Annotated in this window: 21 protein-coding genes and 2 tRNA genes; 15 read left to right on the top strand and 8 right to left on the bottom strand. The window is 73.3% G+C overall.

Annotated features, from left to right (window positions below):
* The first annotated feature begins 39 nt into the window (after positions 1–39).
* Together ABD086_RS05370 and ABD086_RS05365 are read left to right on the top strand one after the other, a co-directional pair.
* Positions 40–2,040: an ATP-binding protein gene (locus tag ABD086_RS05370; RefSeq protein WP_343906329.1), complete on the top strand. Its 2,001-nt coding sequence runs from the start codon at positions 40–42 to the stop codon at positions 2,038–2,040.
* A 52-nt stretch (positions 2,041–2,092) separates the two neighbouring features.
* Entirely contained in the window at positions 2,093–3,892 is a 1,800-nt protein-coding gene (locus tag ABD086_RS05365; protein ID WP_343906328.1) for a penicillin acylase family protein, read from the top strand.
* Here ABD086_RS05365 and ABD086_RS05360 read toward each other — a convergent pair.
* Positions 3,829–4,716: a GNAT family N-acetyltransferase gene (locus ABD086_RS05360; RefSeq protein WP_343906326.1), complete on the bottom strand. Its 888-nt coding sequence runs from the start codon at positions 4,714–4,716 to the stop codon at positions 3,829–3,831. The genes ABD086_RS05365 and ABD086_RS05360 overlap by 64 nt on opposite strands.
* Before the next feature lie 66 nt (positions 4,717–4,782).
* Here ABD086_RS05360 and ABD086_RS05355 point away from each other — a divergent pair, with 66 nt between their 5' ends.
* The 3 genes from ABD086_RS05355 to ABD086_RS05345 all read left to right on the top strand — a co-directional run bounded on the left by ABD086_RS05355 (position 4,783) and on the right by ABD086_RS05345 (position 6,985).
* On the top strand, positions 4,783–5,214 hold the full coding sequence (locus tag ABD086_RS05355) for a hypothetical protein (RefSeq protein WP_343906325.1): 432 nt from the start codon (positions 4,783–4,785) through the stop codon (positions 5,212–5,214).
* Between the two features lie 260 nt (positions 5,215–5,474).
* Complete coding sequence (locus tag ABD086_RS05350; protein WP_425571539.1) at positions 5,475–6,341, top strand: DsbA family protein; 867 nt, start codon at positions 5,475–5,477, stop codon at positions 6,339–6,341.
* Positions 6,338–6,985, top strand: a complete 648-nt coding sequence (locus ABD086_RS05345; RefSeq protein WP_343906323.1) for a vitamin K epoxide reductase family protein — start codon at positions 6,338–6,340, stop codon at positions 6,983–6,985. The genes ABD086_RS05350 and ABD086_RS05345 overlap by 4 nt, the downstream gene beginning before the upstream one ends.
* A 62-nt stretch (positions 6,986–7,047) precedes the next feature.
* Here the strand turns inward: ABD086_RS05345 and ABD086_RS05340 are convergent.
* Positions 7,048–7,123, bottom strand: a tRNA-His gene (locus ABD086_RS05340).
* Positions 7,124–7,166: 43 nt separating this feature from the next.
* Complete coding sequence (orn, locus tag ABD086_RS05335) at positions 7,167–7,826, bottom strand: oligoribonuclease (protein WP_343906322.1); 660 nt, start codon at positions 7,824–7,826, stop codon at positions 7,167–7,169.
* Between the two features lie 76 nt (positions 7,827–7,902).
* Here orn and ABD086_RS05330 point away from each other — a divergent pair, with 76 nt between their 5' ends.
* The 5 genes from ABD086_RS05330 (at position 7,903) to ABD086_RS05310 (ending at position 11,232) form a co-directional block, all read left to right on the top strand.
* Positions 7,903–8,376 (top strand): MauE/DoxX family redox-associated membrane protein, encoded by a 474-nt coding sequence (locus tag ABD086_RS05330; RefSeq protein WP_343906321.1) that lies wholly within the window; start codon positions 7,903–7,905, stop codon positions 8,374–8,376.
* The gene (locus ABD086_RS05325; protein ID WP_343906320.1) at positions 8,376–9,116 is read left to right on the top strand and encodes a DsbA family protein; all 741 of its coding nucleotides are present in this window, start codon (positions 8,376–8,378) and stop codon (positions 9,114–9,116) included. The genes ABD086_RS05330 and ABD086_RS05325 overlap by 1 nt, the downstream gene beginning before the upstream one ends.
* 28 nt (positions 9,117–9,144) lie before the next feature.
* Positions 9,145–10,173 carry an adenosine deaminase gene (locus ABD086_RS05320; protein WP_343906319.1) on the top strand — a complete coding sequence of 343 codons (1,029 nt, stop codon included), beginning with the start codon at positions 9,145–9,147 and terminating at the stop codon, positions 10,171–10,173.
* 124 nt (positions 10,174–10,297) lie between these two features.
* Positions 10,298–10,954 carry a response regulator transcription factor gene (locus ABD086_RS05315; RefSeq protein WP_343906318.1) on the top strand — a complete coding sequence of 219 codons (657 nt, stop codon included), beginning with the start codon at positions 10,298–10,300 and terminating at the stop codon, positions 10,952–10,954.
* 38 nt (positions 10,955–10,992) lie between these two features.
* Positions 10,993–11,232 (top strand): hypothetical protein, encoded by a 240-nt coding sequence (locus tag ABD086_RS05310; RefSeq protein WP_343906317.1) that lies wholly within the window; start codon positions 10,993–10,995, stop codon positions 11,230–11,232.
* 9 nt (positions 11,233–11,241) lie between these two features.
* On the opposite strand, the gene ABD086_RS05305 is transcribed toward ABD086_RS05310, so the two are convergent.
* The 3 genes from ABD086_RS05305 to ABD086_RS05295 all read right to left on the bottom strand — a co-directional run bounded on the left by ABD086_RS05305 (position 11,242) and on the right by ABD086_RS05295 (position 13,599).
* Positions 11,242–11,315, bottom strand: a tRNA-Arg gene (locus ABD086_RS05305).
* A 90-nt stretch (positions 11,316–11,405) separates the two neighbouring features.
* Positions 11,406–13,052, bottom strand: a complete 1,647-nt coding sequence (locus ABD086_RS05300) for a hypothetical protein (protein WP_343906316.1) — start codon at positions 13,050–13,052, stop codon at positions 11,406–11,408.
* Between the two features lie 4 nt (positions 13,053–13,056).
* Positions 13,057–13,599 carry a hypothetical protein gene (locus ABD086_RS05295; RefSeq protein WP_343906315.1) on the bottom strand — a complete coding sequence of 181 codons (543 nt, stop codon included), beginning with the start codon at positions 13,597–13,599 and terminating at the stop codon, positions 13,057–13,059.
* A 270-nt stretch (positions 13,600–13,869) separates the two neighbouring features.
* Here ABD086_RS05295 and ABD086_RS05290 point away from each other — a divergent pair, with 270 nt between their 5' ends.
* Together ABD086_RS05290 and ABD086_RS05285 are read left to right on the top strand one after the other, a co-directional pair.
* On the top strand, positions 13,870–14,109 hold the full coding sequence (locus ABD086_RS05290; RefSeq protein ID WP_343906313.1) for a hypothetical protein: 240 nt from the start codon (positions 13,870–13,872) through the stop codon (positions 14,107–14,109).
* Positions 14,110–14,285: 176 nt separating this feature from the next.
* A complete protein-coding gene (locus ABD086_RS05285; protein WP_343906311.1) occupies positions 14,286–14,846 on the top strand; it encodes an NYN domain-containing protein in 561 nt (186 codons plus the stop codon).
* An 18-nt stretch (positions 14,847–14,864) separates the two neighbouring features.
* On the opposite strand, the gene ABD086_RS05280 is transcribed toward ABD086_RS05285, so the two are convergent.
* Entirely contained in the window at positions 14,865–15,929 is a 1,065-nt protein-coding gene (locus ABD086_RS05280; protein ID WP_343906309.1) for a metallophosphoesterase family protein, read from the bottom strand.
* Positions 15,930–16,191: 262 nt separating this feature from the next.
* Positions 16,192–17,565, bottom strand: coding sequence for an aminopeptidase P family protein (locus ABD086_RS05275; RefSeq protein ID WP_343906307.1), 1,374 nt, complete (start codon positions 17,563–17,565; stop codon positions 16,192–16,194).
* Between the two features lie 58 nt (positions 17,566–17,623).
* Here ABD086_RS05275 and ABD086_RS05270 point away from each other — a divergent pair, with 58 nt between their 5' ends.
* The 3 genes from ABD086_RS05270 to ABD086_RS05260 are packed head-to-tail and all read left to right on the top strand — an operon-like array spanning position 17,624 to position 22,163.
* Complete coding sequence (locus tag ABD086_RS05270; protein WP_343906306.1) at positions 17,624–18,745, top strand: PrsW family intramembrane metalloprotease; 1,122 nt, start codon at positions 17,624–17,626, stop codon at positions 18,743–18,745.
* A complete protein-coding gene (locus ABD086_RS05265) occupies positions 18,742–20,475 on the top strand; it encodes a dynamin family protein (RefSeq protein ID WP_343906304.1) in 1,734 nt (577 codons plus the stop codon). The genes ABD086_RS05270 and ABD086_RS05265 overlap by 4 nt, the downstream gene beginning before the upstream one ends.
* 32 nt (positions 20,476–20,507) lie before the next feature.
* On the top strand, positions 20,508–22,163 hold the full coding sequence (locus tag ABD086_RS05260) for a GTPase (RefSeq protein WP_343906303.1): 1,656 nt from the start codon (positions 20,508–20,510) through the stop codon (positions 22,161–22,163).
* Positions 22,164–22,263: the final 100 nt, after the last annotated feature.

The following is a 22,263-nucleotide window of genomic DNA, read 5'->3' as shown; positions in this document are numbered from 1 at the left end:
ATGGACCCGGGAGCTACGGTCAACAGGAGGGGTATGCCCGTGAGGGGGTCTCGGCTGGCGTGGGTCGCCGGTCTGCTCGCGCTCGTCGCGCTCATCGGCGCGCAGGCGACGCAGGCGGGGCCCGCCGGCGGCCACGCGATCGGCATCTGGCCGATCGGCGGGGCCACCGCGTGCCTGATGGTGTCGCCGCGGCCGCGCACGGCGATCCTCGTCGCGCTGATCGCCCTCATCGGGGTCGCGAGCATCTGGGCGGGTGGGCGCGAGCCCGCCGTGGCCCTCGGCCTGGGCGTCGGCCTGGGTGCGGAGGCCTGGGTGGTCTGGCGGGTGATGGCCGCCGGCCGGCGCGAGCGCCCGCCGCTGCGCACCTCTCCCGACCTCGCCCGGTTCCTCGCCGCGACCGCCTGCGGCGTCCTGGTCATCGCGGTGGCCGCTGCGGCCACGAGCGCGGCCACCGGCTTCGGCGACCCCGGCGTCCTCGCACTGGCGATCGCGTCCTCCAGCCTGCTGTCCCAGCTGACCGTCGTCCCGTTCTTCTGCCGGCTGCGCAACCACGACCCGCTGGCGGGGCCGGTCGAGCGGGCGGTGCAGTGGGCGCTGGTCGTGGTCGTGACGCCCTTGGTCTTCGTGCCCCAGGACTTCCCCTCGATCGTGTTCCTCGTCCTCCCCCTGCTGGTGTGGGGAGCACTGCGCAACAGCCCGTACGAGTCCCTCGCGCAGCTGGTGGTCGTGCTGGCCGTGGCGATCGTGATGACCACCTACGGCCACGGCCCGTTCGCGAACGCGGGCCGGCGGTTCGACATCGCGGTCGACACGCAGGGCATCCTGCTCGGGCTGTACGGCGCGGTCTGCGCGCTCGTCGTGCTGCCGCTGATCCTGGCCGTCGGCGAGCAGATCGAGAACGCCCGCCAGGCCGCGGCCGAGCGCGACCTGGTGCAGAACATCGTGAACGGCGCCGCCGGTGTGGCGATCATCGGCACCGACGCCCAGGGTGCGGTGACGCTGTTCAACCCCGGCGCCGAGCGGCTGCTCGGCTACACCGCCGAGGAGATGCTCGGCACCACGACCCGCCGGCTGCACTCCACCAAGGCGATCGCCGAGAAGGCCCGCCAGCTCGGGGTCGAGAACGACTTCGACGTGGTCGCCCGGGCCTTGCTGGGCGCGGGCGCGCGCGACATGAGGTTCGTCCGCAAGGACGGTGTCGAGCGGGTCCACTCCATGTCGCTGGACCCGATCCACGACGACCGCGGGGTGGTGACCGGCTACGTCAGCACGTCCGAGGACATCACCGACCGGAGCGAGGCCGAGCAGCGACTGGTCGAGGCGGTCGAGCGGCTGCGCGAGGTCGACCAGGTCAAGGACGCGTTCGTCTCCAGCGTCAGCCACGAGCTGCGCACGCCCATCACCAGCATCCTGGGCTACACCGAGATGCTGGAGGACGGTGTGTACGGCGACCTCGCGCCCGAGCAGCTCGACGCGGTGCGCCGGCTGTCCGCGAACAGCATCCGGCTGCTGTCGCTCATCGACGACCTCCTGACGCTCTCCCGGGTCCAGGAGGACGGGCTCGCCGTCGCCGACCGGATCGTCGACCTGCGCCGGATCGTCACCGCCGGCGCGGCCGTCGTGGCACCGACCCTCGAGCAGCGCCGGCTCGAGCTGACCGTCGACCTCCCCCAGGAGCCGGTCCCGTTCCTCGGCGACCGCGACATGCTGGAGCGCGTGGTCATCAACCTGGTCGGCAACGCGGTGAAGTTCACCCCCGAGGGAGGCCGCGTCGAGGTCGCCCTGCTCGCCGAGCGGGACGCCGCCGTGCTCGAGATCGCGGACACCGGCATCGGGATCCCGCCCGAGGAGCAGGAGCAGCTGTTCAGCCGCTTCTTCCGGTCCTCGCTCGCCCAGCAGCAGGCCATCCCGGGCAGCGGGCTCGGCCTGTCGATCGCGCACGCCATCGTCGACAAGCACGGCGGCACGATGTCGGTCGAGTCCGAGCCGGGCCGGGGCACCACGTTCCGGGTGCGACTGCCGCTGCTCACCGCCGCCTGATGGCCACGATCCGCCGCGACGCGTACGGCGTGCCGCACGGCGCGGAGCCGACGTGCTCGACCTGGCCCGCGGCCAGGGCGAGGCGACCGCGCAGGACCGCCCAGGACAGCTCACCGCGCTGCGCCGCGCCGTCGACGGCCCGCTCGCACGCCGGGTCGGCACCGCCGACCTGGCGCGCCGGGCGCACGCCCGGCTGCAGCCCGAGACCGCGGCGTTCGTCGCCGCGTACGTCGAGGGAGTGAACGCCGTCCTGGACGAGCCGTGGGAGCCGTGGGCGCCGCTCGCGGTGTTCCGCGTGCACCACCTGCTGTTCGGGAACCTGACCGCCAAGCTCTGGACCGCGCGCGCCCGCCAGGTCCTCGGCGAGCAGGCCCGGCTGCTCGCCCGGGAGGGCCCGCTGTCCGGCGGCAGCAACGCGTGGGCCGTGGGCGGCGAGCGCACCGCGACCGGGCTCCCGCTGGTCGGCGGCGACCCGCACCGGGCGCTGGAGCCGCCGAGCGTCTACCTCCAGGTGCGGCTCAGCTGCCCCGAGCTCGACGTCGCGGGCTTCGCGTTCGCCGGCGTGCCCGGGGTGCAGCACTTCGCGCACGCGGGCGACGTCGCCTGGGCGATCACCAATGGCATGGGTGACTACGAGGACGTGTACGCCGAGCGGCTGCGCCGTACGGCCGACGGCGTCGAGGCGCTCGGCCCGGAGGGCTGGGAGCCGGTCGAGGAGGGCGACGGCTGGCTGCGCACCCGTCGCGGCCCGCTGCTCGCCCGTCCGGACGAGGAGACCGCACTGAGCCTGCGCACGCCGAGCGGCGACCTCGCCGACCTGGGCTTCGACACCTTCCTGCCCCTGCTGCGGTCCCGGAGCGCCGCCGACGTGATGGCCGCGCTCGACGGCTGGGTCGACCCGGTCAACAACGTGATCGCGGCCGACCGCGGGGGAGGCGTACTGTTCCGAGTCGCCGGGCGGGTGCCGGTGCGCCAGGAGGCCAACCGGCTCGGCGTCGTCGACGCGTCCGACCCGGCCGCGCAGTGGCGCGGGTGGCTCGAGATGCCCGTCGAGACGGTGCCGCCGGACGGCCAGGTGGTCACCGCCAACGACCGCCGTGGCCCGGACAGCGCGGCGGTCGGCACCGACTTCGCGCCGCCCCACCGCGCCGCGCGGATCGGCGCGCTGCTCGACGGCCGCACCGGGCTGGCGGCGGCGGACTTCGCGGCCATCCACGGCGACACGCTGCTGCTCTCGGCGCCGGTCTTCCAGGCGTTCCTGCGCGAGCTGCCGGCGGGGCCGGTCCGCGACGAGATCCTCGCCTGGGACGGGCACATGGACGCCGGCTCGCCCGGCGCGGCGGCGTTCGCCGCCTGGCGGTCCGCGCTGACCCGCCGCATCGCCGCCGAAGCGGTGCTGGCGCCGCTGGCCGAGCCGCTCGTCGACGACCCCGAGCTCACGCCGTGGCTGACCGTCACCGGCCGCGTCGGGCTCGCGCTGGAGGCGCTGGTCGCCGCGCGGACGCCGTTCGGCATCGACCTCGCCGCGCTCGCGGCCGCCGCGCTCGCCGACGCCGCGGGCCACCCGGCGACGTGGGGCGAGACGCACGTCGTCGCTCCTGCCGGGCGGCCGGTGCCGCCGGTGGCGCTGTCCGGCGACACCGACTGCGTGCGGTGCACCTCGTCGCAGCCGGGGGTCACCGACGCGTGCGCGCGGGCCTCGGTCGCGCGGTACGTGTGGGACCTCGCCGGCGGCGGGGGCTGGGTGGTGCCGTTCGGCGCCGCCGAGGACGGCGGGCACCGGGTCGATCAGCTGCCGCTCTGGGCCGCCGTCGAGCTGATCCCCGTCTTCTCGAACCACGCCTCGGCGTAGGGGTTGTCGTTGTAGCGCTCGATCGGTGTGTAGCCGGCCCGCTCGTACATCGCGATCGCCTCGACCAGCGTGCGGTTGGTGTCGAGGACGACCCGCGTGTGCCCGAGGCGTACGGCGAGCGCCTCCAGCTCGCGGAGCATCCGCGACCCGAGCCCGGCCCCGCGCCAGGCGTCGTCCACCCACATCCGCTTGATCTCCCCGGTGTCGGCGGAGAGCGCCCGGACCCCGCCGTACGCGACCGGGCGCCCGGCGCTGGTCGCGAGCAGGAACGTGCCCTCGTGGTCCGGCTCGCCGGGGTCGAAGCCGCGCGGGAACCGCCGGGCGAGCTCGGCGAAGTACCGGTCGGCGGCCTCGCGGGCGACCCGGTCCGTCGGGTCGACCTCGCGCAGGTGGATGGTCGCGGCCCGGACCAGGAGGTCGGCGGTCGCGAGCGCCTCGGTCAGCCGGGCGCGCTGCCGCTCGGTCAACGGCGCGACCAGCCGGCGCGCGAGCTCCTCGGAGCGCTCGTCGAGCTCGCGCCAGGACCGCTCGCCGTCCGCCGTCAGCGTCGCGACCCGGCGGCGCCGGTCGGCCGGGTCGGGGTGCACGACGACCAGGCCGTCGTCGGTCAGCCGGCGCAGCAGCCGGGTGACGTAGCCGGAGTCGAGCTCGAGCCGGTCGCGCAGCTCGCGGACCGTCGCACCGTCCGGCCCGATCTCGAACAGCAGCCGGGAGACGTTGAGCGGGCGGCCGGTGCCGAGGAAGGACTCGTCGAGTGCTCCGATCCGCTGCGTGTAGGTCCGGTTGAAGCGGCGCAGGGTCGAGGTGGCGGCGTCGTCCGGCATTCTCTGACCATAGTCAGAGATCGGGTGGGTGTCGACCGATCGCCGCGGACCTGTGACAGTGGGGACATGCGCCTGACGATCGCCGTACCGTTGATCGCCGTCGCCGCCCTGCTCGCGGGGTGCGGGGACGACACCGGCGACGCGACCGCCGGCGACCCGACCAGCCCCTCGGCCACCTCGGGATCGCCGTCGCCGTCGGAGGAGCCGGTCAGCGTGCGGAAGACCTGCGCCGAGCTCTACCGCCCGCCGGACCAGCTGATGCCGCGCGCCATCGAGCTCGTCCACGGCTCGCCGTCGGCCGAGGACACCGCCCGGGCGGCGGACCTGGTGGCCGGCCTGACGGCCGCCGAGGGGCACGCGCTGGGGCCGCTCGCCGTCGACATCGCCGTCGCCCGCGAGGGCGTGGAGGCGACGATCGCGGGCTCGCGGCCGGCGGTGGCCGACTTCGACAAGGCGGTCAACCGGCTGGCCCGCCACTGCGAGCTCTACAACGACTGACGGGTCCACCGCAGCGTTCGCCGCCCTGCGTGACGGTCAGCGGAAGTCGACCGCGCCGCACTCCTCGCACGCGAACTCGTCGGTGCTGAACCCCTCCTCGAGGTGCACCGCCTGGAGGTGCCACACGTGGTCGTGCGTGGCGAGGGCGGAAGACATGGCGCGGCTGTACCCACCCTGGGGGCGGTGCAATCACCGATGCGGACGTTCGTCCCGGGCACCCGGCGGACGATGGTCACCAGTGCGGGTGGCCAACGTCCCGAATGTCCCGCCAGCCCTCCACCCGGCGGTCCGGAGTGCCTACGGTCGAAGCGCAGGCATCTCGCCTGGCACGACCTCGAGGTGGGGCGATGAGCAAGCAGGCACGGGAGCGGACGCGTGAGCTGCGCGAGGCGCAGCGCGCCGCCGCGGCGCGGCACCAGCGGAACCGCCGGATGGTCACCGGCCTCGGCATCGTCGTGATCCTCGGCCTGCTCGCCGCGATCGTGGTCGCGGTGGTGCGCGCCGGCGGCGCGGGCGACCCGCCGACGCCGCCGGCCNCGCGGCCCGCCGGCGGCGCGCTGGTGCCGCCGGGCCACGTCGACGGGTCCGGTGGGTTCGCCGTCGGCGACGCCGGCGCGCCGGTGACGGTGGAGATCTTCTACGACTACATGTGCCCCGCCTGCGGTGCGTTCGAGCAGGCGAACGGCGAGGAGCTGGACCGGCTCGTCGCCGACGGGACCGTGCGCGTCGTGCTGCGGCCGATCGCGTTCCTCGACGAGCAGTCGCAGGGCACCCGCTACTCCACCCGAGCCGCCAACGCGTTCGCCACCGTCGTGGACGGCCACCCCGACGCCGCGTGGGACTTCCACGCCGCGCTCTACGAGCACCAGCCCACGGAGGGCAGCGACGGGCTGAGCGACGGCGAGATCGGCGACCTCGCCCGCGCGGCCGGCGTACCCGGCGACGTGGTCGACGCCTTCGGCGACGGCACCTTCGAGCCGTGGGTGGCCTCGATGACGAGCGCGGCGTTCGACGCGGGGCTGCAGGGCACGCCCACGATCACCATCGACGGCCGGCCGTTCCAGGGCGACCCGTACTCGACCGGACCGCTCACCGACGCCATCGAAGCCGCCGCGAGCGGGACGTGACCCAGGTCCTCGACCCGGCCGAGCCGTTCACCCACGGCTCGCGGCTGCACCGGCTCCGGCACAGCCGGGCTACCGTCTGGGTGACGATGCTGGCCGCCTCGGTGGCCAGCCTGGTCGCGTCGCTGGTGCTCTCGATCGACGCGGTGCGCCTCGCTGAGAACCCGAACGCCGACCTCGGCTGCAACATCAACGCGGTGATCAGCTGCGGCACCGTCGCGACGTCGTGGCAGTCGTCGCTGCTCGGCTTCCCGAACGCGTTCCTCGGGCTGATGACCGAGCCCGTGGTGATCACCGTGGCCGTGGCCGCGCTCGGGGGCGTGGTCTTCCCGCGCTGGTTCATGGTCGCGGCGCAGGTCGTCTACACGATCGGGCTGGCGTTCGCGTACTGGCTCTTCTACGAGGCGATGTTCGACATCGGCGCGCTGTGCCCCTGGTGCCTGCTGATCACGGTGGCGACCACGCTGGTCTTCTTCGAGATGACCTACGTCAACATCCGCGACGACAACCTGCACCTGCCGCGCCGGCTGCAGCACGCCCTGCTCGGGGCGCTCCGGTCGAACCTGGACCTGGTGCTGGTCGTCGCCTGGATCCTGGTCCTGGTGCTGGCCGTCGTGCTCAAGTACGGCGACGCGCTGTTCGCCTAGTGGCACGCCCCGGAGACGGCGAAGGCCCCCGGCCTCGCGCCGGCGAGGACAGGGGCCTTCTCTGGGGTGAGTGACGGGACTTGAACCCGCGGCCACCTGGACCACAACCAGGTGCTCTACCAGCTGAGCTACACCCACCATGCGGCCCGCCGCTGGCGAGCCGACGGAAAGTGTAGAGGACTCAGTCCTGGTTCGCGGAATCGGTTGCGGTCTCGGCCGGCTCCTCGTCGCCGGTGAGCCCGGTCAGCGCCCCACCGTGCCGCAGCGCGATCTCCCGGGCGACGTCGCTCTCGGGCCCGGGCGGGGGCACGAACACGGCCTCGCGGTAGTAGCGGAGCTCCTCGATGCTCTCCTGGATGTCGGCCAGCGCGCGGTGGTTGCCGCGCTTGGCCGGCGCCTGGAAGTAAGCGCGGGGGAACCAGCGGCGTGACAGCTCCTTGATCGAGGAGACGTCGACGATGCGGTAGTGCAGGAACGTCTCCAGCGTGGGCATGTCTCTGGCGAGGAAGGCGCGGTCGGTGGCCACGGTGTTGCCCGCCAGCGGGGGACGGCTGCCGTCGGGGCAGTACTCCTTGATGTACGACAGGACCCGCTCCTCCGCCTCCTCGAGCGTGATGCCGAAGTCGAGCTCGCGGAGCAGCCCGGAGCTCTCGTGCATGTCGCGCACGAAGTCGTTCATCTGGTCGAGCGCCTCGGCGGGCGGCTTGATGATCAGGTCGACGCCGGTCCCGAGCACGTTGAGGTCGAAGTCGGTGACGAGGGCCGCCACCTCGATCAGCGCGTCGGCGCCGAGGTCGAGGCCGGTCATCTCGCAGTCGATCCAGACCAGTCTGTCGTTCACGTGGGCCACCCTAGACCGCCGCCCGGACGGCCCCCGTCTCAGTCGGGGTTCAGGATGCGCCCCTAGGGTCGGCCGCGTGAAGGAGTGGGTCGGCCTCGCCGCGCGCCTCGTGGTGGGGTGCGTCTGGATCTACGCCGGTGCCTCGAAGCTGCTCGACCCCGCGCAGAGCGTGGCCGCGGTCCGCGCCTACCAGCTGCTCCCCGGCAACCTCGCCCAGCCGGTCGGCCAGCTGCTGCCGGTCCTCGAGGTCGTGGTCGGCGCGATGCTGCTGCTGGGCCTGTTGACGCGGGGTGCCGCCGTGGTCTCCGGCATCTTGTTCGTCGGGTTCGTCGTCGGCATCGCGTCGGTCTGGGCCCGGGGGCTCACCATCGACTGCGGCTGCTTCGGTGGCGGCGGCTACGACCCCGACGCGGCGTCGAAGTACCCGTGGGAGATCGCCCGCGACGCCCTCCTGCTCCTCGCCTCCGTGTACCTCGTGTGGCTCCCGTCCACGAGACTGTCGCTGGACACGCTGCTGCTCCGGCGTACGCCCGAGATCGAAGGATCCTGATGTCGAAGAAAGATCGTGATGTCGCCCGGGCGGACCGGGTCGCCAAGGCCGCGGCGCTGCGCAAGCAGCAGGAGGCCGCCGAACGGCGCCGCCGCACCCTGATGATCGGCGGCGTGGTCGTCGCGCTGCTGGTGATCGTCGTCGGCGGCTGGTTCCTCTCCCGCGCGCTGGACACCACCGGGGACGTGAACGCCCCGGCGGCCGGCAGCGAGTACGGCGTCACGATCGGGCCGAAGGACGCCCCCCACGACGTGGTGATCTACGAGGACTTCCTCTGCCCGTTCTGCGGCGAGTTCGAGGCCGAGACCCACGAGAAGCTCGCCACGCTGGCGCAGGACGGCAAGGTGCGCGTGGAGTACCGGCCGTTCAACCTGCTCAGCAGCCTCGGTGACTACTCGGAGCGGTCCGCGGGCGCCTTCTCGATCGTGCTCGACACGTCCGGGCCGGAGGTCGCGAAGAAGTTCCACGACCTGCTGTACGAGAACCAGCCCGACGAGAAGGGCCCCTACCCGAGCGACGACGACCTGGTGAAGTGGGCGGTCGAGGCCGGGGCGAAGGAGTCCGACGTCAAGGGCCCGATCGAGAACCACGCCGGCAAGGACTGGGTCACGGCCGCGACACAGGCCGCGCTGGACGCGGGGGTGCGCAGCACACCGACGATCCTGCTCGACGGCAAGGTCTTCACCGGCGGCCGCACGCCGGCCGAGCTCGGCGACAACCTGATCGCGAAGGTGGACTGAGGGCGACGCTCTGCCAGACTCACGCGACGTGAGCCTGTCCGACTTCATCGCCGGCCTCCCGAAGGCCGAGCTGCACGTCCACCACGTCGGCTCCGCGTCGCCGCGGATCGTCTCCGAGCTGGCCGAGCGCCACCCGGGCACGGTCCCGAGCGACCCGGACGCGCTGCGCCGGTTCTTCGAGTTCCGCGACTTCGCGCACTTCGTCGACGTGTACCTGGCGGTGGTCGGGCTGATCCGGACCCCGGAGGACATCCGCTACCTGACCTACGAGGTCGGCCGGGAGATGGCGACCGGGCAGTCGCTGCGGTACGCCGAGCTGACCTGCACGCCGTACACGTCGGTGCGGCCGGACCGCGACGACCTGGGTATGCCGATCGAGGCGTACACCGACGCGATCGAGGACGCGCGGGTGGCGGTCGAGCGCGACTTCGGCCTGGTGCTCCGCTGGATCTACGACATCCCGGGGGAGTCCGGCGTGCCGTCCGCGGACGCGACGCTCGACTACGCGCTGAACCACGGCCCGGACGCGCTGGTCGGCTTCGGGCTCGGCGGACCGGAGATCGGGGTGCCGCGCGCCCAGTTCCGGCCGCACTTCGACGCCGCCCGCGCCGCCGGCCTGCACAGCGTCCCCCACGCCGGGGAGACCACCGGGCCGGACACCGTCTGGGACTCGCTGCGGCTGCTCGGTGCGGAGCGGATCGGGCACGGCACCTCCTCCGCGCAGGACCCGGAGCTGCTCGCCCACCTCGCCGAGGCCGGCGTACCGCTCGAGGTGTGCCCGTCCTCGAACGTCGCGACCCGCGCCGTACCGACGCTGGAGGAGCACCCGATCCGGGCCTTCCGCGACGCCGGGGTCACCGTGACCGTCAACTCCGACGACCCGCCGATGTTCAACACCACGCTCAACCGCGAGTACGAGATCGCGGCCGAGCTGCTCGCGCTCGACGAGGCCGGCGTGGCCGACCTGGCGCGGAACGCCGTGCGGGCGTCCTTCGCGGAGGACGGCGTGCAGGCGCGGCTGCTGGCGGAGATCGACGCCTACGCCGCGGGGCAGTGACCCCGGGAAAGTAATTGGCCCCGCGAGCTCATACCACGCGGGGCCTGGGTCCTTTGTATCCCGGTGCCGACCAGATTCCCGGCATTGGCACGCGTGTCGGGCTCATCACACATAGGGTTTGCCCATGCCCAGTCCGATCCGTGTGGCGGTCGTGAACGACTACGAGATCGTCGTCGCCGGTGTCGCCGCCATGCTCGCCCCCCACCACGATCGGATCAGCATCGTGGAGCTGTCGTCGGGTCTGCCGGTGCTCAGTGACGTGGACGTGATCCTCTACGACACGTTCGGGCAGATCCAGGGCGACGGGGTCGACCTGGAGGACCTGGTCGACGGCAGCGACGCGCGGGTCGTGATCTTCAGCTGGAACCTGCAGCCGGAGCTGGTCCGCGCGGCGATCGAGCGGGGCGCCGCGGGCTACCTGTCCAAGGGGCTGCCGGCGGACGAGATCGTCGCGGGGCTGGAGGCGGTGCACAACGGCGAGACGGTGACGCCCCGGGAGTCGGCCCCGTCCGCCGACCGGGACACCACGGGGGAGTGGCCGGGCCGCGAGCACGGCCTCACCGCGCGCGAGTCCGAGGTCCTCGCCCTGATCACGCAGGGCCTGAGCAACCAGGAGATCGCGGATCGCACGTACCTGTCGATCAACTCGGTCAAGACCTACATCCGCACCGGCTACCGCAAGATCGGCGTCGGCCGTCGTTCGCAGGCGGTCGCCTGGGGCATGCGGCACGGCTTCGCGCCGGACCGGATGCGCACCATCGACACCTCGCCGACCGCCTAGGAAGGCATGGCGCCCGTCGGCGCGGGTACACGACGGGCATGTCGGAGGAACAGCACACCAGGGAGCACACGAAGCAGCCGGTCGAGGAGACCCGGCCGGCGGAGGCCCAGGGCGTCCCGCACACCGAGGACCTCGAGCAGACCGACACCGACGTCCAGGACGTCGACATGGATCCCGAGGACCACGTCAACCGGCCCGACCAGCCGGACTTCGACCCGGCCGAGCGGCGGCCGTTCGACGACCCGGACACCACGCTGCCCACCGAACACGACGCGTAGCGCGACTAGCGCCCCCGGCAGGATTCGAACCTGCGACCAGCGGATTAGAAGGCCGCTGCTCTATCCAGCTGAGCTACGGAGGCGTGGATCGGACGTAGTCGGGACCAACCTCGGGACAACCCCGGCGAGGCTCGACGGCGCTTCCGATCCGCCGTCAGTATGCCGCAGCAGCGTCAGTACCGGTCCTGGTGGGCGGCCCAGATCGGGTAGGGGTCGGTGAAGTCCAGCCCGAACTGGGCCTGGTAGGCGGCCACGACGGGCAGGGCACGCATCGTTGCCCGCATCATCTGACCGGTCGTGGCGTGCTGGCACGATCCGGCGCCGGGGTGCTTGCCGCAATCCACTGGCTCGTCCGGGAACGGCGGATAGGTCAACCACGCGCACACGCGCTCTCCGACCGTCATCGACCGGACGTCGTGGGCGACCGCACCCATCGGCTCCAGCACTTCGACGAGAGCGGGCGCCAGCCCGGGGGCCTGCGGCGGCGCCACCCCGAACCGCGGGTCGGCGTAGGTGACGACGACCAGGTGGCCGGCAGCGGTGGGGAACCCCGGCGGCCACAATCGCATCTTCTCCCGGTCGCAGTCCCATCCGAACCTCTGGGCGTGGCCGAGCCCGGCGAGCACCTCGAGCCGCCGCAGCCGCGTGTTGCCGTCGCGAAGCACGAACTTGTGGGCGAGCTCCCCGCTGCTGGCCCGAAACGGCCGGCCGGTCCGCTCGTCGACCTCGGGACGACCGTGCTCGTCGGCCCACTCCACCGTGGTCGGGGTGACGGTGTAGGACCAGGGCAGGTACGCGTCGTGACGCAGCATGCGCGGCGTCACCGACGCGGCCTTCTGGAAGTCCCAATCGACCTGGAGGCCGTAGACGAAGTCCAGCGAGGAGTCGGCCGCGTCGTGGTCCGGACGCTGCTGTCCGAGCTCGTGCCCCGTCCACGGGGCGCTGGCCACGGTCGCGGCGGCGGCTGCCTCACGCACCTGCGCCGGGGACACGGCCGGCAGCAGCGGGTTCGCCGACCGCTTGTACCTCGCCTTCCCCACGACGACGGCACGCAGCACGTCTGCCAGCGTTCGGTCCCACACGTCCTGGTCCTCCGCCCACCCCCCGTTCCGGCCCCGGTTCGGGCTGGCGCCCGCCTCCGCTGGTATCGACGGAGTGAGAGCGTCGGCGAGATCCGCGAACGTGGTGGTCTGCCACAGGTGTCCGGTCACCGACGGCTCGGTCGCCGTTGCCGCGGCCACCGGGTGCGGGTACAGCAGGCGGTACGCGACGTGCTCGCGGTCTGGGCGCGCGACCGGACGAGCCGGCCCGCCACACCCCGGAGCGCAGCCGGGAGTGTCGAACTCGAAGAGGGCGTACGTGTCGGTCTGCGGGACGCCCGGCAGGTCGTCCGCCTCACTGCGCCACAGCTCCAGGTGCGGTCGCAACCCCAACGCTGCCCACCGCCGCGCGGCCGACTCCCGCATCGTCGGGACGTTGAACTCGGCGCTGATCTTGGCCTCCGCGACCGCAGCGATCTCCGGACGCTGACCTCCGCGGTCGACGCAGACGATCATGTCGGGCTTGCTGGCGCCGGTCAGCAGCTGCGCGTAGACGGGTGCGCCGGCCGCGAACGCCTCCCAGACCCAGGCGAGCTCGGCCGTGACGGGCACGAATGCGGCCAGCAGCCGGCGAAGGCTCTCGCGCTCGCGAGGTGCGTTGAACGCGGCGACTACGCACGCGGTGAGCGGATCCTCTCGAGGCTGGACCTCGAGGTAGCCCCGCAGCGTCGGCAACGACGTGTCCGGGCACGGGCACTCGAAGCCTGCGTTCCGTCTCATCGGCTCAGATCAGCACGGTGAGGAGGAACGCTGCCGCTGCGACGCCGGCAGCGACGTGGACAGTGGTCCGGGTGATGGGGTCCAGCGACCGGTACGCACCGACCGCCCGGTCCTTGAGGGGGTGGGCGTTGTCGGGTACCTGGATGCTCGGCTTGGAGCCGGGATGGCGCCGCCGGTTCACGACGTAGGTGACGATGCCGGCGATGCCTCCGCACACGATGGCGGCGAAGGTCGCGCGGAGTCCGAGCGCGACCGTGTGCGATGCGAACCCCAGGACCGCGCCGACGACCGCCGCGGCCACGGCCATGACGACCGCTCCCAGGAGCAGGACCGTCGCTGCGACGGTGAGCAGCGACATCGGCAGGAACCCGCCACCGGAGCCCGATCCCAGTGAGCCGTTCCCACTCTGCCGGGCCATCAGCTGCCGGTGGTGGCGGTCGGCCTGTCGCATCCGCTCCTTGTGCTGGACCTGGGCGGCCGTGCGCGCCTTCGCGTCGCGGCACCGGGCGCAGTAGTCGTGATGGAAGGCGTGCTGCGCGCAGGGCATGAGGTCTCCGTGTCGGGTCCGTGTCGAGGGTGCGAACTTCGCCCATCGGCCGACGGTCGGGATAGTTGAGCCTTTGCGCCGGAAGCAGTGCCGACGCTCCGGCACCAGAGGCTCAGCGCACCACCGGCAGGGCTCCCGGGTTCCGGGCGGGGTTTCCGGGCGGGTTTCCGGGACCTTGGGACCGCCGGGTCCGGGACTCCCGGACCTGCCGGCGGGCGCCGGCGCGAGGGACCGTGATCGGGAAGGTCCTCGCGAGCCCGGAGGTTCGTCATGAAGCGCCAGTCCTGGATCCTGCTCGCCGTTGCGGCCGCGGTCGCCGTGGTCGCGGCGTTCGTCGCCGGCCTGGCGGTGGGGAACGACCGCGACTCGGGACGGATCGGCCCGGCGATGATGGTCGGGCGCTCGGACGGCGCGCCGTACGGATGGGGGCCGATGGCGAGGTACGACGACTGCCCCGGCTGGTCCGACTCCGATCGCGGACCGGGGATGATGAGGGGCTGGGGCCGCTGAGACAGCCGCGCGGTGTTCGGGTCGTGTGCCTGAGACCGCGCTCTGGGTCGGGCTCAGGCACACGACCGTGATCGCGCTCCACCGCCGTTGTCGGTGGCGGGTGCTCGAGCACGGCACCGTCACCTTCCACCGACGGACGTAGGCCGATCGCACCGGTTCCGCCGTACGCTCGTCCCATGGACGCGTCACCGCGCACCACGTACGTCCTCGTCGACGGGGAGAACATCGACGCCACCCTGGGGACCTCGATCCTGGGGCGTCGACCGCGCCCGGAGGAGCGTCCGCGGTGGGAGCGCCTGCTGCAGTTCGCCCGGGAGCGCTGGGACCAGCCCGCGACCGGGCTCTTCTTCCTGGCCGCCAACAACGAGCTGCCGATGGCGTTCGTGCAGGCCCTGCTCGCGATCGGCTACCGCCCGGTCGCCCTGTCCGGGGGGCCGGGCGAGAAGGTGGTCGACATCGCGATCCAGCGGACGCTCGCCGAGATCCAGCACCGCGCGGCCGACGTGCTGCTCGTCAGCAACGACGGGGACTTCGTCGAGCCCGTCCGCGACCTCCTGGACGGCCGGCGAGTCGGGGTCATCGGGTTCGTCGAGTTCCGGAACCAGGGCTTCATCGAGCTCGCCGACCAGGGGCTGTCGGTGTTCGACCTCGAGTACGACGTGCGAGCCTTCAACGAGCAGCTTCCGCGGGTGCGCATCATCCCGATCGACGAGTTCGACCCCGCGCAGTTCCTGTGACGCCAGGGGGAGCCTGCGCTAGGAGGCCGGTGTCCACTCCTGGAGCAGGCCGGTCTGGTTGACCGCCCGACCGTCCGCGGTGAGCGTCATCGAGCCGATCGACAGGCTCGGGCCGCCCTCCCAGTGGGTGCCGGCGCGGGTGCGCAGGCCGGTCGTCTGCCAGAGCTTGTCGCCGGCCTCCTTGCCCGGTACCTGGCGCACGTCGAGCTCCATGCGGTCGTCGTACACCCGGGCCAGCATGTAGGTCGCCTGGCCCCGGTAGAGCAGGCCGCCCGTCGAGACCTGGGTGAGCCCGTCGGAGCGGCGCATGGTGGTCGCGTGCACCTCGCCGTTGATGTAGAGGTCCACGCCGTACCGCGCCATCGTCCGCCAGAGCGGCGACCTCTCGCCGCGCTCGATGTGGCCGCCCGACGACGAGACCTCGCGCACGGGCCAGAGCACCGGGTTGTGGCCCTGCACGATCACCCACGGCACGTGGTCGGCCCGGGCCTTCCGCAACGTGTTGCGGAGCCAGGCGAGCTGGCCGCCGGTGACCTCGAGGTGGACGTCGCCGTCGCGCCGGTGGAACTCGTCGAGGCTGACCAGCAGCACGTCGGGCGAGAGCTTCACGGCGTACGACGTGTGGGCGAACGAGGTGCGGAACGGCCGGTCGGCGTAGCGGGGCGCGCCGGACGGCGTCCGCGTCAGGTACTTCGCGAACATCCGCTTGAACAGCGGGAGGTGGTGGCGCTTGAACGTCGTCCAGTGGTTGTCGTCGTTCCAGTCGTTGTCGCCGATGTCGTGGTCGCCCACCGCGGCGTGCAGGGTCAGGCCGCGCTCGGCGAACCGCTGGACGTAGGCGGCGTAGTAGAAGTTCGCGGCCCGGCGGACGGCGGCCGCGCGCTCGGCGTCGGTGCGGACCGGTCCGAACAGCCCGGTGTGCTCGTCGTCGCGGCCCCAGCGGCCCTCGACCAGGTCGCCGGCGACCAGCACCGAGCCCGGCTTCGTCGCGGCGACGTCGTCGAGGAACGCGTCGATGTACTGCTCGAGCTGCGGGGTCCAGGAGTTCGGGTCGCCGGGCTTCCAGGTCGGCAGCTTCCGCACGTCGCCGACGTCCTGGTTGAGGAAGTCGGGGGCGGCGACGAACCTGTAGTTCGGTGTCTGGTCCGCGCCCGGCGGCGGGTTCCACGCGTGCAGGACGTCCGGGGGAGCGTCCTCGCGGGCCGTCGTGGCCAGGGGGTTCCGCGTCAGGCAGCCCGCCGTGGCCAGGCCGACCGCCAGCAGGACCGCGAACGCCTGCCATCGCGGCAGGCGTCGTGGTGGTCGCGGTCGAGAGGCGATCGGAAGTCCTTCGTCGGTCGGTGGGTCAGCGGCGGTGCTGGTCCATCCACGCCTCGACGTCGGCCGAGGTGCGCGGGAGGGACCCGGAGAGGTTCCGGTACCCGTCCGCGGTCACGAGGATGTCGTCCTCGATCCGGATGCCGATCCCGCGGAGCTCCTCCGGCACCAGGAGGTCGTCCTCCTGGAAGTAGAGACCGGGCTCGACGGTGAGCACCATGCCCTCCGCGAGGGTGCCGTCGGCGTACGTGTCCGGCGCGGCCCGCCCGCAGTCGTGGACGTCCATGCCGAGCATGTGGCTGGTGCCGTGCAGCGTCCAGCGCGCGTAGACCCGGCTCTCGGGGTCGAGCGCCTCCTCGGCGGAGACCGGGAGCAGCTTCATGTCCGCGAGCGCGTGCGCGAGCACCTCCATCGCGGCGTTGTGGGCGGCCTTGAACGGCACGCCCGGGCGGACCGCCTCGATGCCGGCCTGCTGCGCGGCGTACACGACGTCGTAGAGCTCGCGCTGCAGGCTCGTGAACCGGCCGTCGACCGGCAGCGTGCGGGTGACGTCGGCGGTGTAGAGCGACCGGTTCTCGACACCCATGTCCAGCAGCACGAGCGTGCCGGGCGTGATCGGGCCGGTGTTCTCGATCCAGTGCAGCGTGGTGGCGTGCGAGCCGCCGCCGACGATCGAGTCGTAGCCGATGTCGTTGCCCATCGCGCGGGCGCGGCGGAAGAAGGTGCCCTCGATCCAGCGCTCGCCGTACTCGAGCACGCGGTCCCACTCACGGACCGAGTCCTCGAAGCCCAGCGTGGTGACGTCGCACGCCTCTTGGAGCTGCTCGACCTCCCACGCGTCCTTGACCAGCCGCAGCTCGTCGGCCACCCGGGCGAGGTCGTCGTCGGTGGTGATGTCGCGGGTCTTGCGGTCGTCGTCGAACGACGGGAGGTCCTCGATGTGCCGCACCTCGATCCCGAGGGAGTCGGAGATCTCCTTCAGCGACGGGCGCCGACCCACCCACAGCTCGCCGTACTGCCGGTCGCGGAAGAACTCGTCGGTCTCGCGCGAGGAGCGCGGCCGGGCGTAGAGCACCGACTCGCCGCCGTCGACGACGAGGACGGCGTCGCTGGTCTGGTTGCCGGAGAAGTAGGTGTGGGCGGTGTCCGGCCGGAACCGGTAGTCGGTGTCGTTCGCCCGGACCTTGAAGGTGCCGGCGGGCAGCACCAGCCGCTCGCCCGGGAAGGCGTCGGCGAGCTTGGCCCGCCGCTCCGCGGCGCGCGCCGCGACCGGCTGCGCGGGGAGGTCGAGCTCGCGGTCGCCCCAGCCCTCGCGCATGAACGCGGCGTACGCCGCGGGGACAGCGGGGTCGTGCGACTCGGTCTTGGGCTCGACGGTCTCCGGGGTGATCTGCTCGCTCACGGAGCCACTCTACGCCGGGGCCGGAGGCCCCCGGACGCCCACCGATAGGCTGCCGGGCATGCGAGGAGCCCGCCGTGACAGCGTCGCCTTCACGGTCGTGGTGACCGTGCTGGTGGCCCTCGGCGCCCTCCTGATGCTGGCGATCCTGGCGCTGTCCGGTGCTCCGGGCACGCTCCTGCTGGCGACCGTGCTCGCCGCCGTCCCGGTGGGCCCGCTGGTGGGCTGCTACCTGTGGCTGGACCGCTACGAGCCGGAGCCGCGCTCGCTGCTCGCGGCCGGGCTGCTGTGGGGCTGCTTCGTGGCGACCGGGTTCGCGCTGCTCGTGCAGGGCGTCGGCGGGTTCGTCCTCACGTTCACCGACCGGCAGAGCCTCGAGCTGGTCGCGCCGATCACCGAGGAGGCGAGCAAGGGCCTGTTCCTCTTCCTGCTGCTGTGGTGGCGGCGGGGGGAGCTGGACGGCGTGCTCGACGGCATCGTGTACGCCGGCATGGTCGGCATCGGGTTCGCCTTCACCGAGAACATCCTCTACCTCGCCGCCGCCTACAACGGCACCGACGGCGCGGGCCCGGGCGGCACCGAGGCGCTGACCGCGACGTTCGTGGTCCGCTGCCTGATCAGCCCGTTCGCGCACCCGCTGTTCACGACCTTCACCGGCATCGGGGTCGGCCTGGCCGTGAACGCGCGCAGCGGCGCCGCCCGTTTCCTCTGGCCGGTCCTCGGTTACGGGTGCGCCGTGGCGGCGCACGCGACCTGGAACACCTCGACCGTCTACGGCTTCGACAACTTCGCGCTGCTGTACGTCGTGCTCATGGCGCCGGCGTTCTTCGCGGTGCTCGGGCTGGCGATCTGGTCGCGCAGGTCGGAGCGCCGGATGCTCGCCGCCGCGCTCGCCGACGCCGCGCAGCGCGGGCTGATCCCGGCCACCGACATCGGGTGGGTGGTCGACCTGCGCGCCCGGCGGGCCGCGCGCGCGTACGCCCGGCGCTCCGGCGGCCGGCCGGCCGAGCGCGCCATGCGGGAGTACCAGCAGGCGGCCATCGAGCTCGGCTTCCTGCACTACCGTCTGCTGCGGGGGACACCTCCGCCCGACTACGCGGCCCGCGGCCAGCAGTTCCTCCAGCGGATCGACCGGCTGCGGCCGACGATCGCCTTCCCCGGACAGGTGGTACCCACTCGATGAGCGTGTCTCGCGACGAGAACACCCGGATGCTCACGGCCCTCGTGCAGCTCCGCGGTGCGCTCCAGGCCGCCCGGCTGCCGCTCGACGTGCCCGGCGCCGCGGACCTGCGCGCCGCGCGCCTGCAGATGATCGACCAGCTCGAGGACTACGCGATCCCACGCCAGATGAGCGTCGACGCGCCGCTCCTCGTCGTCGTCGGCGGATCGACCGGCGCCGGCAAGTCGACGCTCGTGAACTCCCTCGTCGGGCGGCGGGTCACCGCCTCCGGCGTCCTCCGCCCGACGACGCGGTCGCCCGTCCTGGTGCACCATCCCGACGACGCGCACTGGTTCGGCCAGGAGCGGCTGCTGCCCGACCTGGTCCGCGTCACCGACGGCACCGACGACCCGCACCGGCTGCAGCTGGTCGCGTCGGACACCGTCCCCGAGGGGATCGCGATCCTGGACGCGCCGGACGTCGACTCGGTCGAGGAGCACAACCGGGTGCTGGCCGCGCAGCTGCTCGCGGCGGCCGACCTGTGGCTGTTCGTGACCTCGGCCGCGCGCTACTCCGACCAGGTGCCGTGGGAGCACCTCAAGCAGGCCGCCGGGCGCGCCACCGCAGTGGCCATCGTGCTGGACCGCACCCCGGCCGACGCGGTGCAGACCGTCGCCGCGCACCTCGCGCGGATGCTCGCCAGCCGTGGCCTCAAGGACTCCCCGCTGTTCACCGTCAACGAGGTGCCGATCTCCGAGGACGGGCTGCTGCCGCCGGCCGAGGTCGCCGACATCCGCGGCTGGCTCACCTCGCTGGCGTCCGACGCCGATGCCCGGCAGGCGGTCGTCCGGCAGACGCTGGACGGCACGGTGCGGACGCTCACCCGCAGGTCCCACACGGTCGCGGACGCGGTCGAGCAGCAGCTGCAGGCCGCCGGTGAGCTGCGCGCGGACGTCGACGCGGCGTACGAGGACGCGTCCGAGCGGCTGGTGACCGAGTCGGCGGACGGCACGCTGCTGCGCGGCGAGGTGCTCGCCCGCTGGCAGGACCTGGTCGGCACCGGCGAGCTGCTCCGGTCGCTCGACCAGCGGGTCGGCCGGCTCCGCGACCGGGTCGTGAACGCGGTCAAGGGCACGCCGCAGGCCGCCGACCTGGTGGCGCGCGCGATCGAGGCCGGCGCCGAGTCGCTGGTCCTCGACCACGCCGAGTCCGCCGCGGAGGCGGCGTACACCGCCTGGGCGGCGTCCGACGCCGGCCGCCCGCTGCTCGCGCCGAACCTCGAGCGCGCCTCCGCCGAGGTGCGCCGGCGGGCCGAGGCCGAGGTGCGCGGCTGGCAGCAGGAGGTCGTCGACCTGGTGCGGTCGGAGGCGTCGGAGAAGCGAGCCGGCGCGACGTTCCTCGCGTACGGCGCGCACGGGCTCGGGACCGCGTTGACGGTGCTCGTGCTGAGCCGGAACGCCGAACCGGACAGCCCCGTGGCCGCCGCCGCCCACCCCGGGCGCACGCTGCTCGAGGCGGTGCTCGACCCGGAGACGGTGACGCACCTCGTCGACCGCGCCGCCACCTCGCTCGACCGCCGGCTCGCCGGGCTGCTGGTCGACGACCGGCGCCGGTTCCACGCCGTGCTGGCCGGGCTCGACGTGCCCACGGACGGCGCCGAGAGCCTGCGCGCGGCCGCCCGCCGCGTCGACGACCGGCGGTTCGAGCAGGCGCGTGCCGGAGCCGACGCCACGGTCCCGGACGTCACGCCCTAGGCTGAGTACACCCACAGCCGCCGAGGGAGAACATGACGTCCACGCTCGAGGGAGCCAGGAAGCTGGTCACCCGCGGTACCGACATCGGCGCCCGCATCGAGGGCCTCGACGCCGCGACCCAGGCCGCGCGGGGCCGCCTCGACGACGCGCTCGTGGACGACGCGCAGGCGGTCGTCGACCGCGCCGCCGGCCGGCTCCGGCTGTCCGCGACCCACACGGTCGTCGCGATCGCCGGCGCCACCGGGTCGGGCAAGTCCTCGACGTTCAACGCGCTCACCGAGCTCGAGCTCTCCGCGGTCGGCGTGCGCCGGCCCACCACCTCCTGGGCGTCGGCCTGCGTCTGGGGGACCGACGGCGCGGAGGAGCTGCTGGAGTGGCTCGGCATCCCGCCGCGCCACCAGACGACCCGCGAGTCGATGCTCGACTCGGGCCGGCGCAGCGCGCGGTCCGAGCTGGACGGCGTGGTGCTGCTCGACCTGCCCGACCACGACTCGACCGAGGTCGCCCACCACCTCGAGGTGGACCGGCTGGTCGCGCTCGCCGACCTCCTGGTGTGGGTGCTCGACCCGCAGAAGTACGCCGACGCGGCGATCCACGACCGCTACCTGGCGCCGTCCGCGGCCCACCAGGACGTGATGCTGGTCGTGCTGAACCACATCGACACCGTGCCCGAGGAGCGGCGCCAGTCGATGCTCGACGACATCCGCCGCCTGCTCGACGCCGACGGTCTCGACCGGGTCCCGGTCCTCGCCGTCAGCGCGCGGCACGGCACCGGCATCGACGAGCTGCGCGCCGAGATCGCGCGGCGCGCCGCCGAGAAGCAGTCGACCAGTGCCCGCATCGACGCCGACGTGCGGGCGATCGCCGGCCGGCTCGCGGAGGACTGCGGCACCGCGCCGACCCGCGCGCTCTCGCCGGACCGGGCCGCCGCACTGGACGACGCGTTCGCGGAGGCGGCCGGCGTGCCGGTCGTCGTGGACGCGGTGGAGCGCGCGACGCGCGCCAAGGTGAGCCACGCGACCGGCTGGCCGATCGCCGGCTGGCTCGGCGGCATCAAGGCCGACCCCGCCCGGCGCCTCGACCTGGACCTCGGCCCCGACGCCCGCCAGCTGAGCGGTCGCGGCCGCTCCGGCGTACCGCAGGCGTCCCAGGTGCAGCGCGCCCGCGTCGACACCGAGGTCCGGGCGCTCGCCGACGAGGTGTCGGCCGGCCTGAACCAGCCCTGGGTGGACGCCGTGCACCGTGCCTCGGTCTCCCGGCTCGACGAGCTCGGCGACCGGCTGGACGCCGCGCTGGCCGCCACCGAGGTCGGCGCGAGCCGGACGCCGGCCTGGGCCTGGCTGGTCCGGGTCGTGCAGTGGCTGCTGCTCGCGGCCGCGGTCGCCGGGCTGGTGTGGACCGGCGCGCTGCTCGGCACCGGCAAGCTCTCCGACCCCGACACCCCGCAGGTCGCCGGGGTGGCGATCGCGCTGGTGCTGCTCGTGGGCGGCCTGGCGCTCGGCGTCGTGCTCGGGCTCGTCAGCCGGCTCGGCGTCGCCTCGGTCGGGAGGAAGCGGGCCGAGCTGGCCGACCGGCAGCTGCGCTCCGCGGTCTCCGAGGTGTCCCACGAGCTCGTCGTGGTGCCGGTCGACGCCGAGCTGACCGCGTACACCGCGGTGCGCTCGGGTCTCGACCGCGCCCTGGCCTGAGCCGGTTTCCTTCCACAGCCGGGCCGGCGACGCGGTTCTCCCCAGCCCGGCTCGCGCCGCGGCGTTCTTGTCGGCGGTCGCGCCGAGCCTCGGGCCACAC

It is taken from the genome of Nocardioides aquiterrae (assembly GCF_039526625.1).
In the GTDB taxonomy this organism is placed as follows: domain Bacteria; phylum Actinomycetota; class Actinomycetes; order Propionibacteriales; family Nocardioidaceae; genus Nocardioides; species Nocardioides aquiterrae.
The sequence above is the reverse complement of the archived record's forward strand: the minus strand, read 5'-3'. Positions and strand labels throughout refer to the sequence as shown.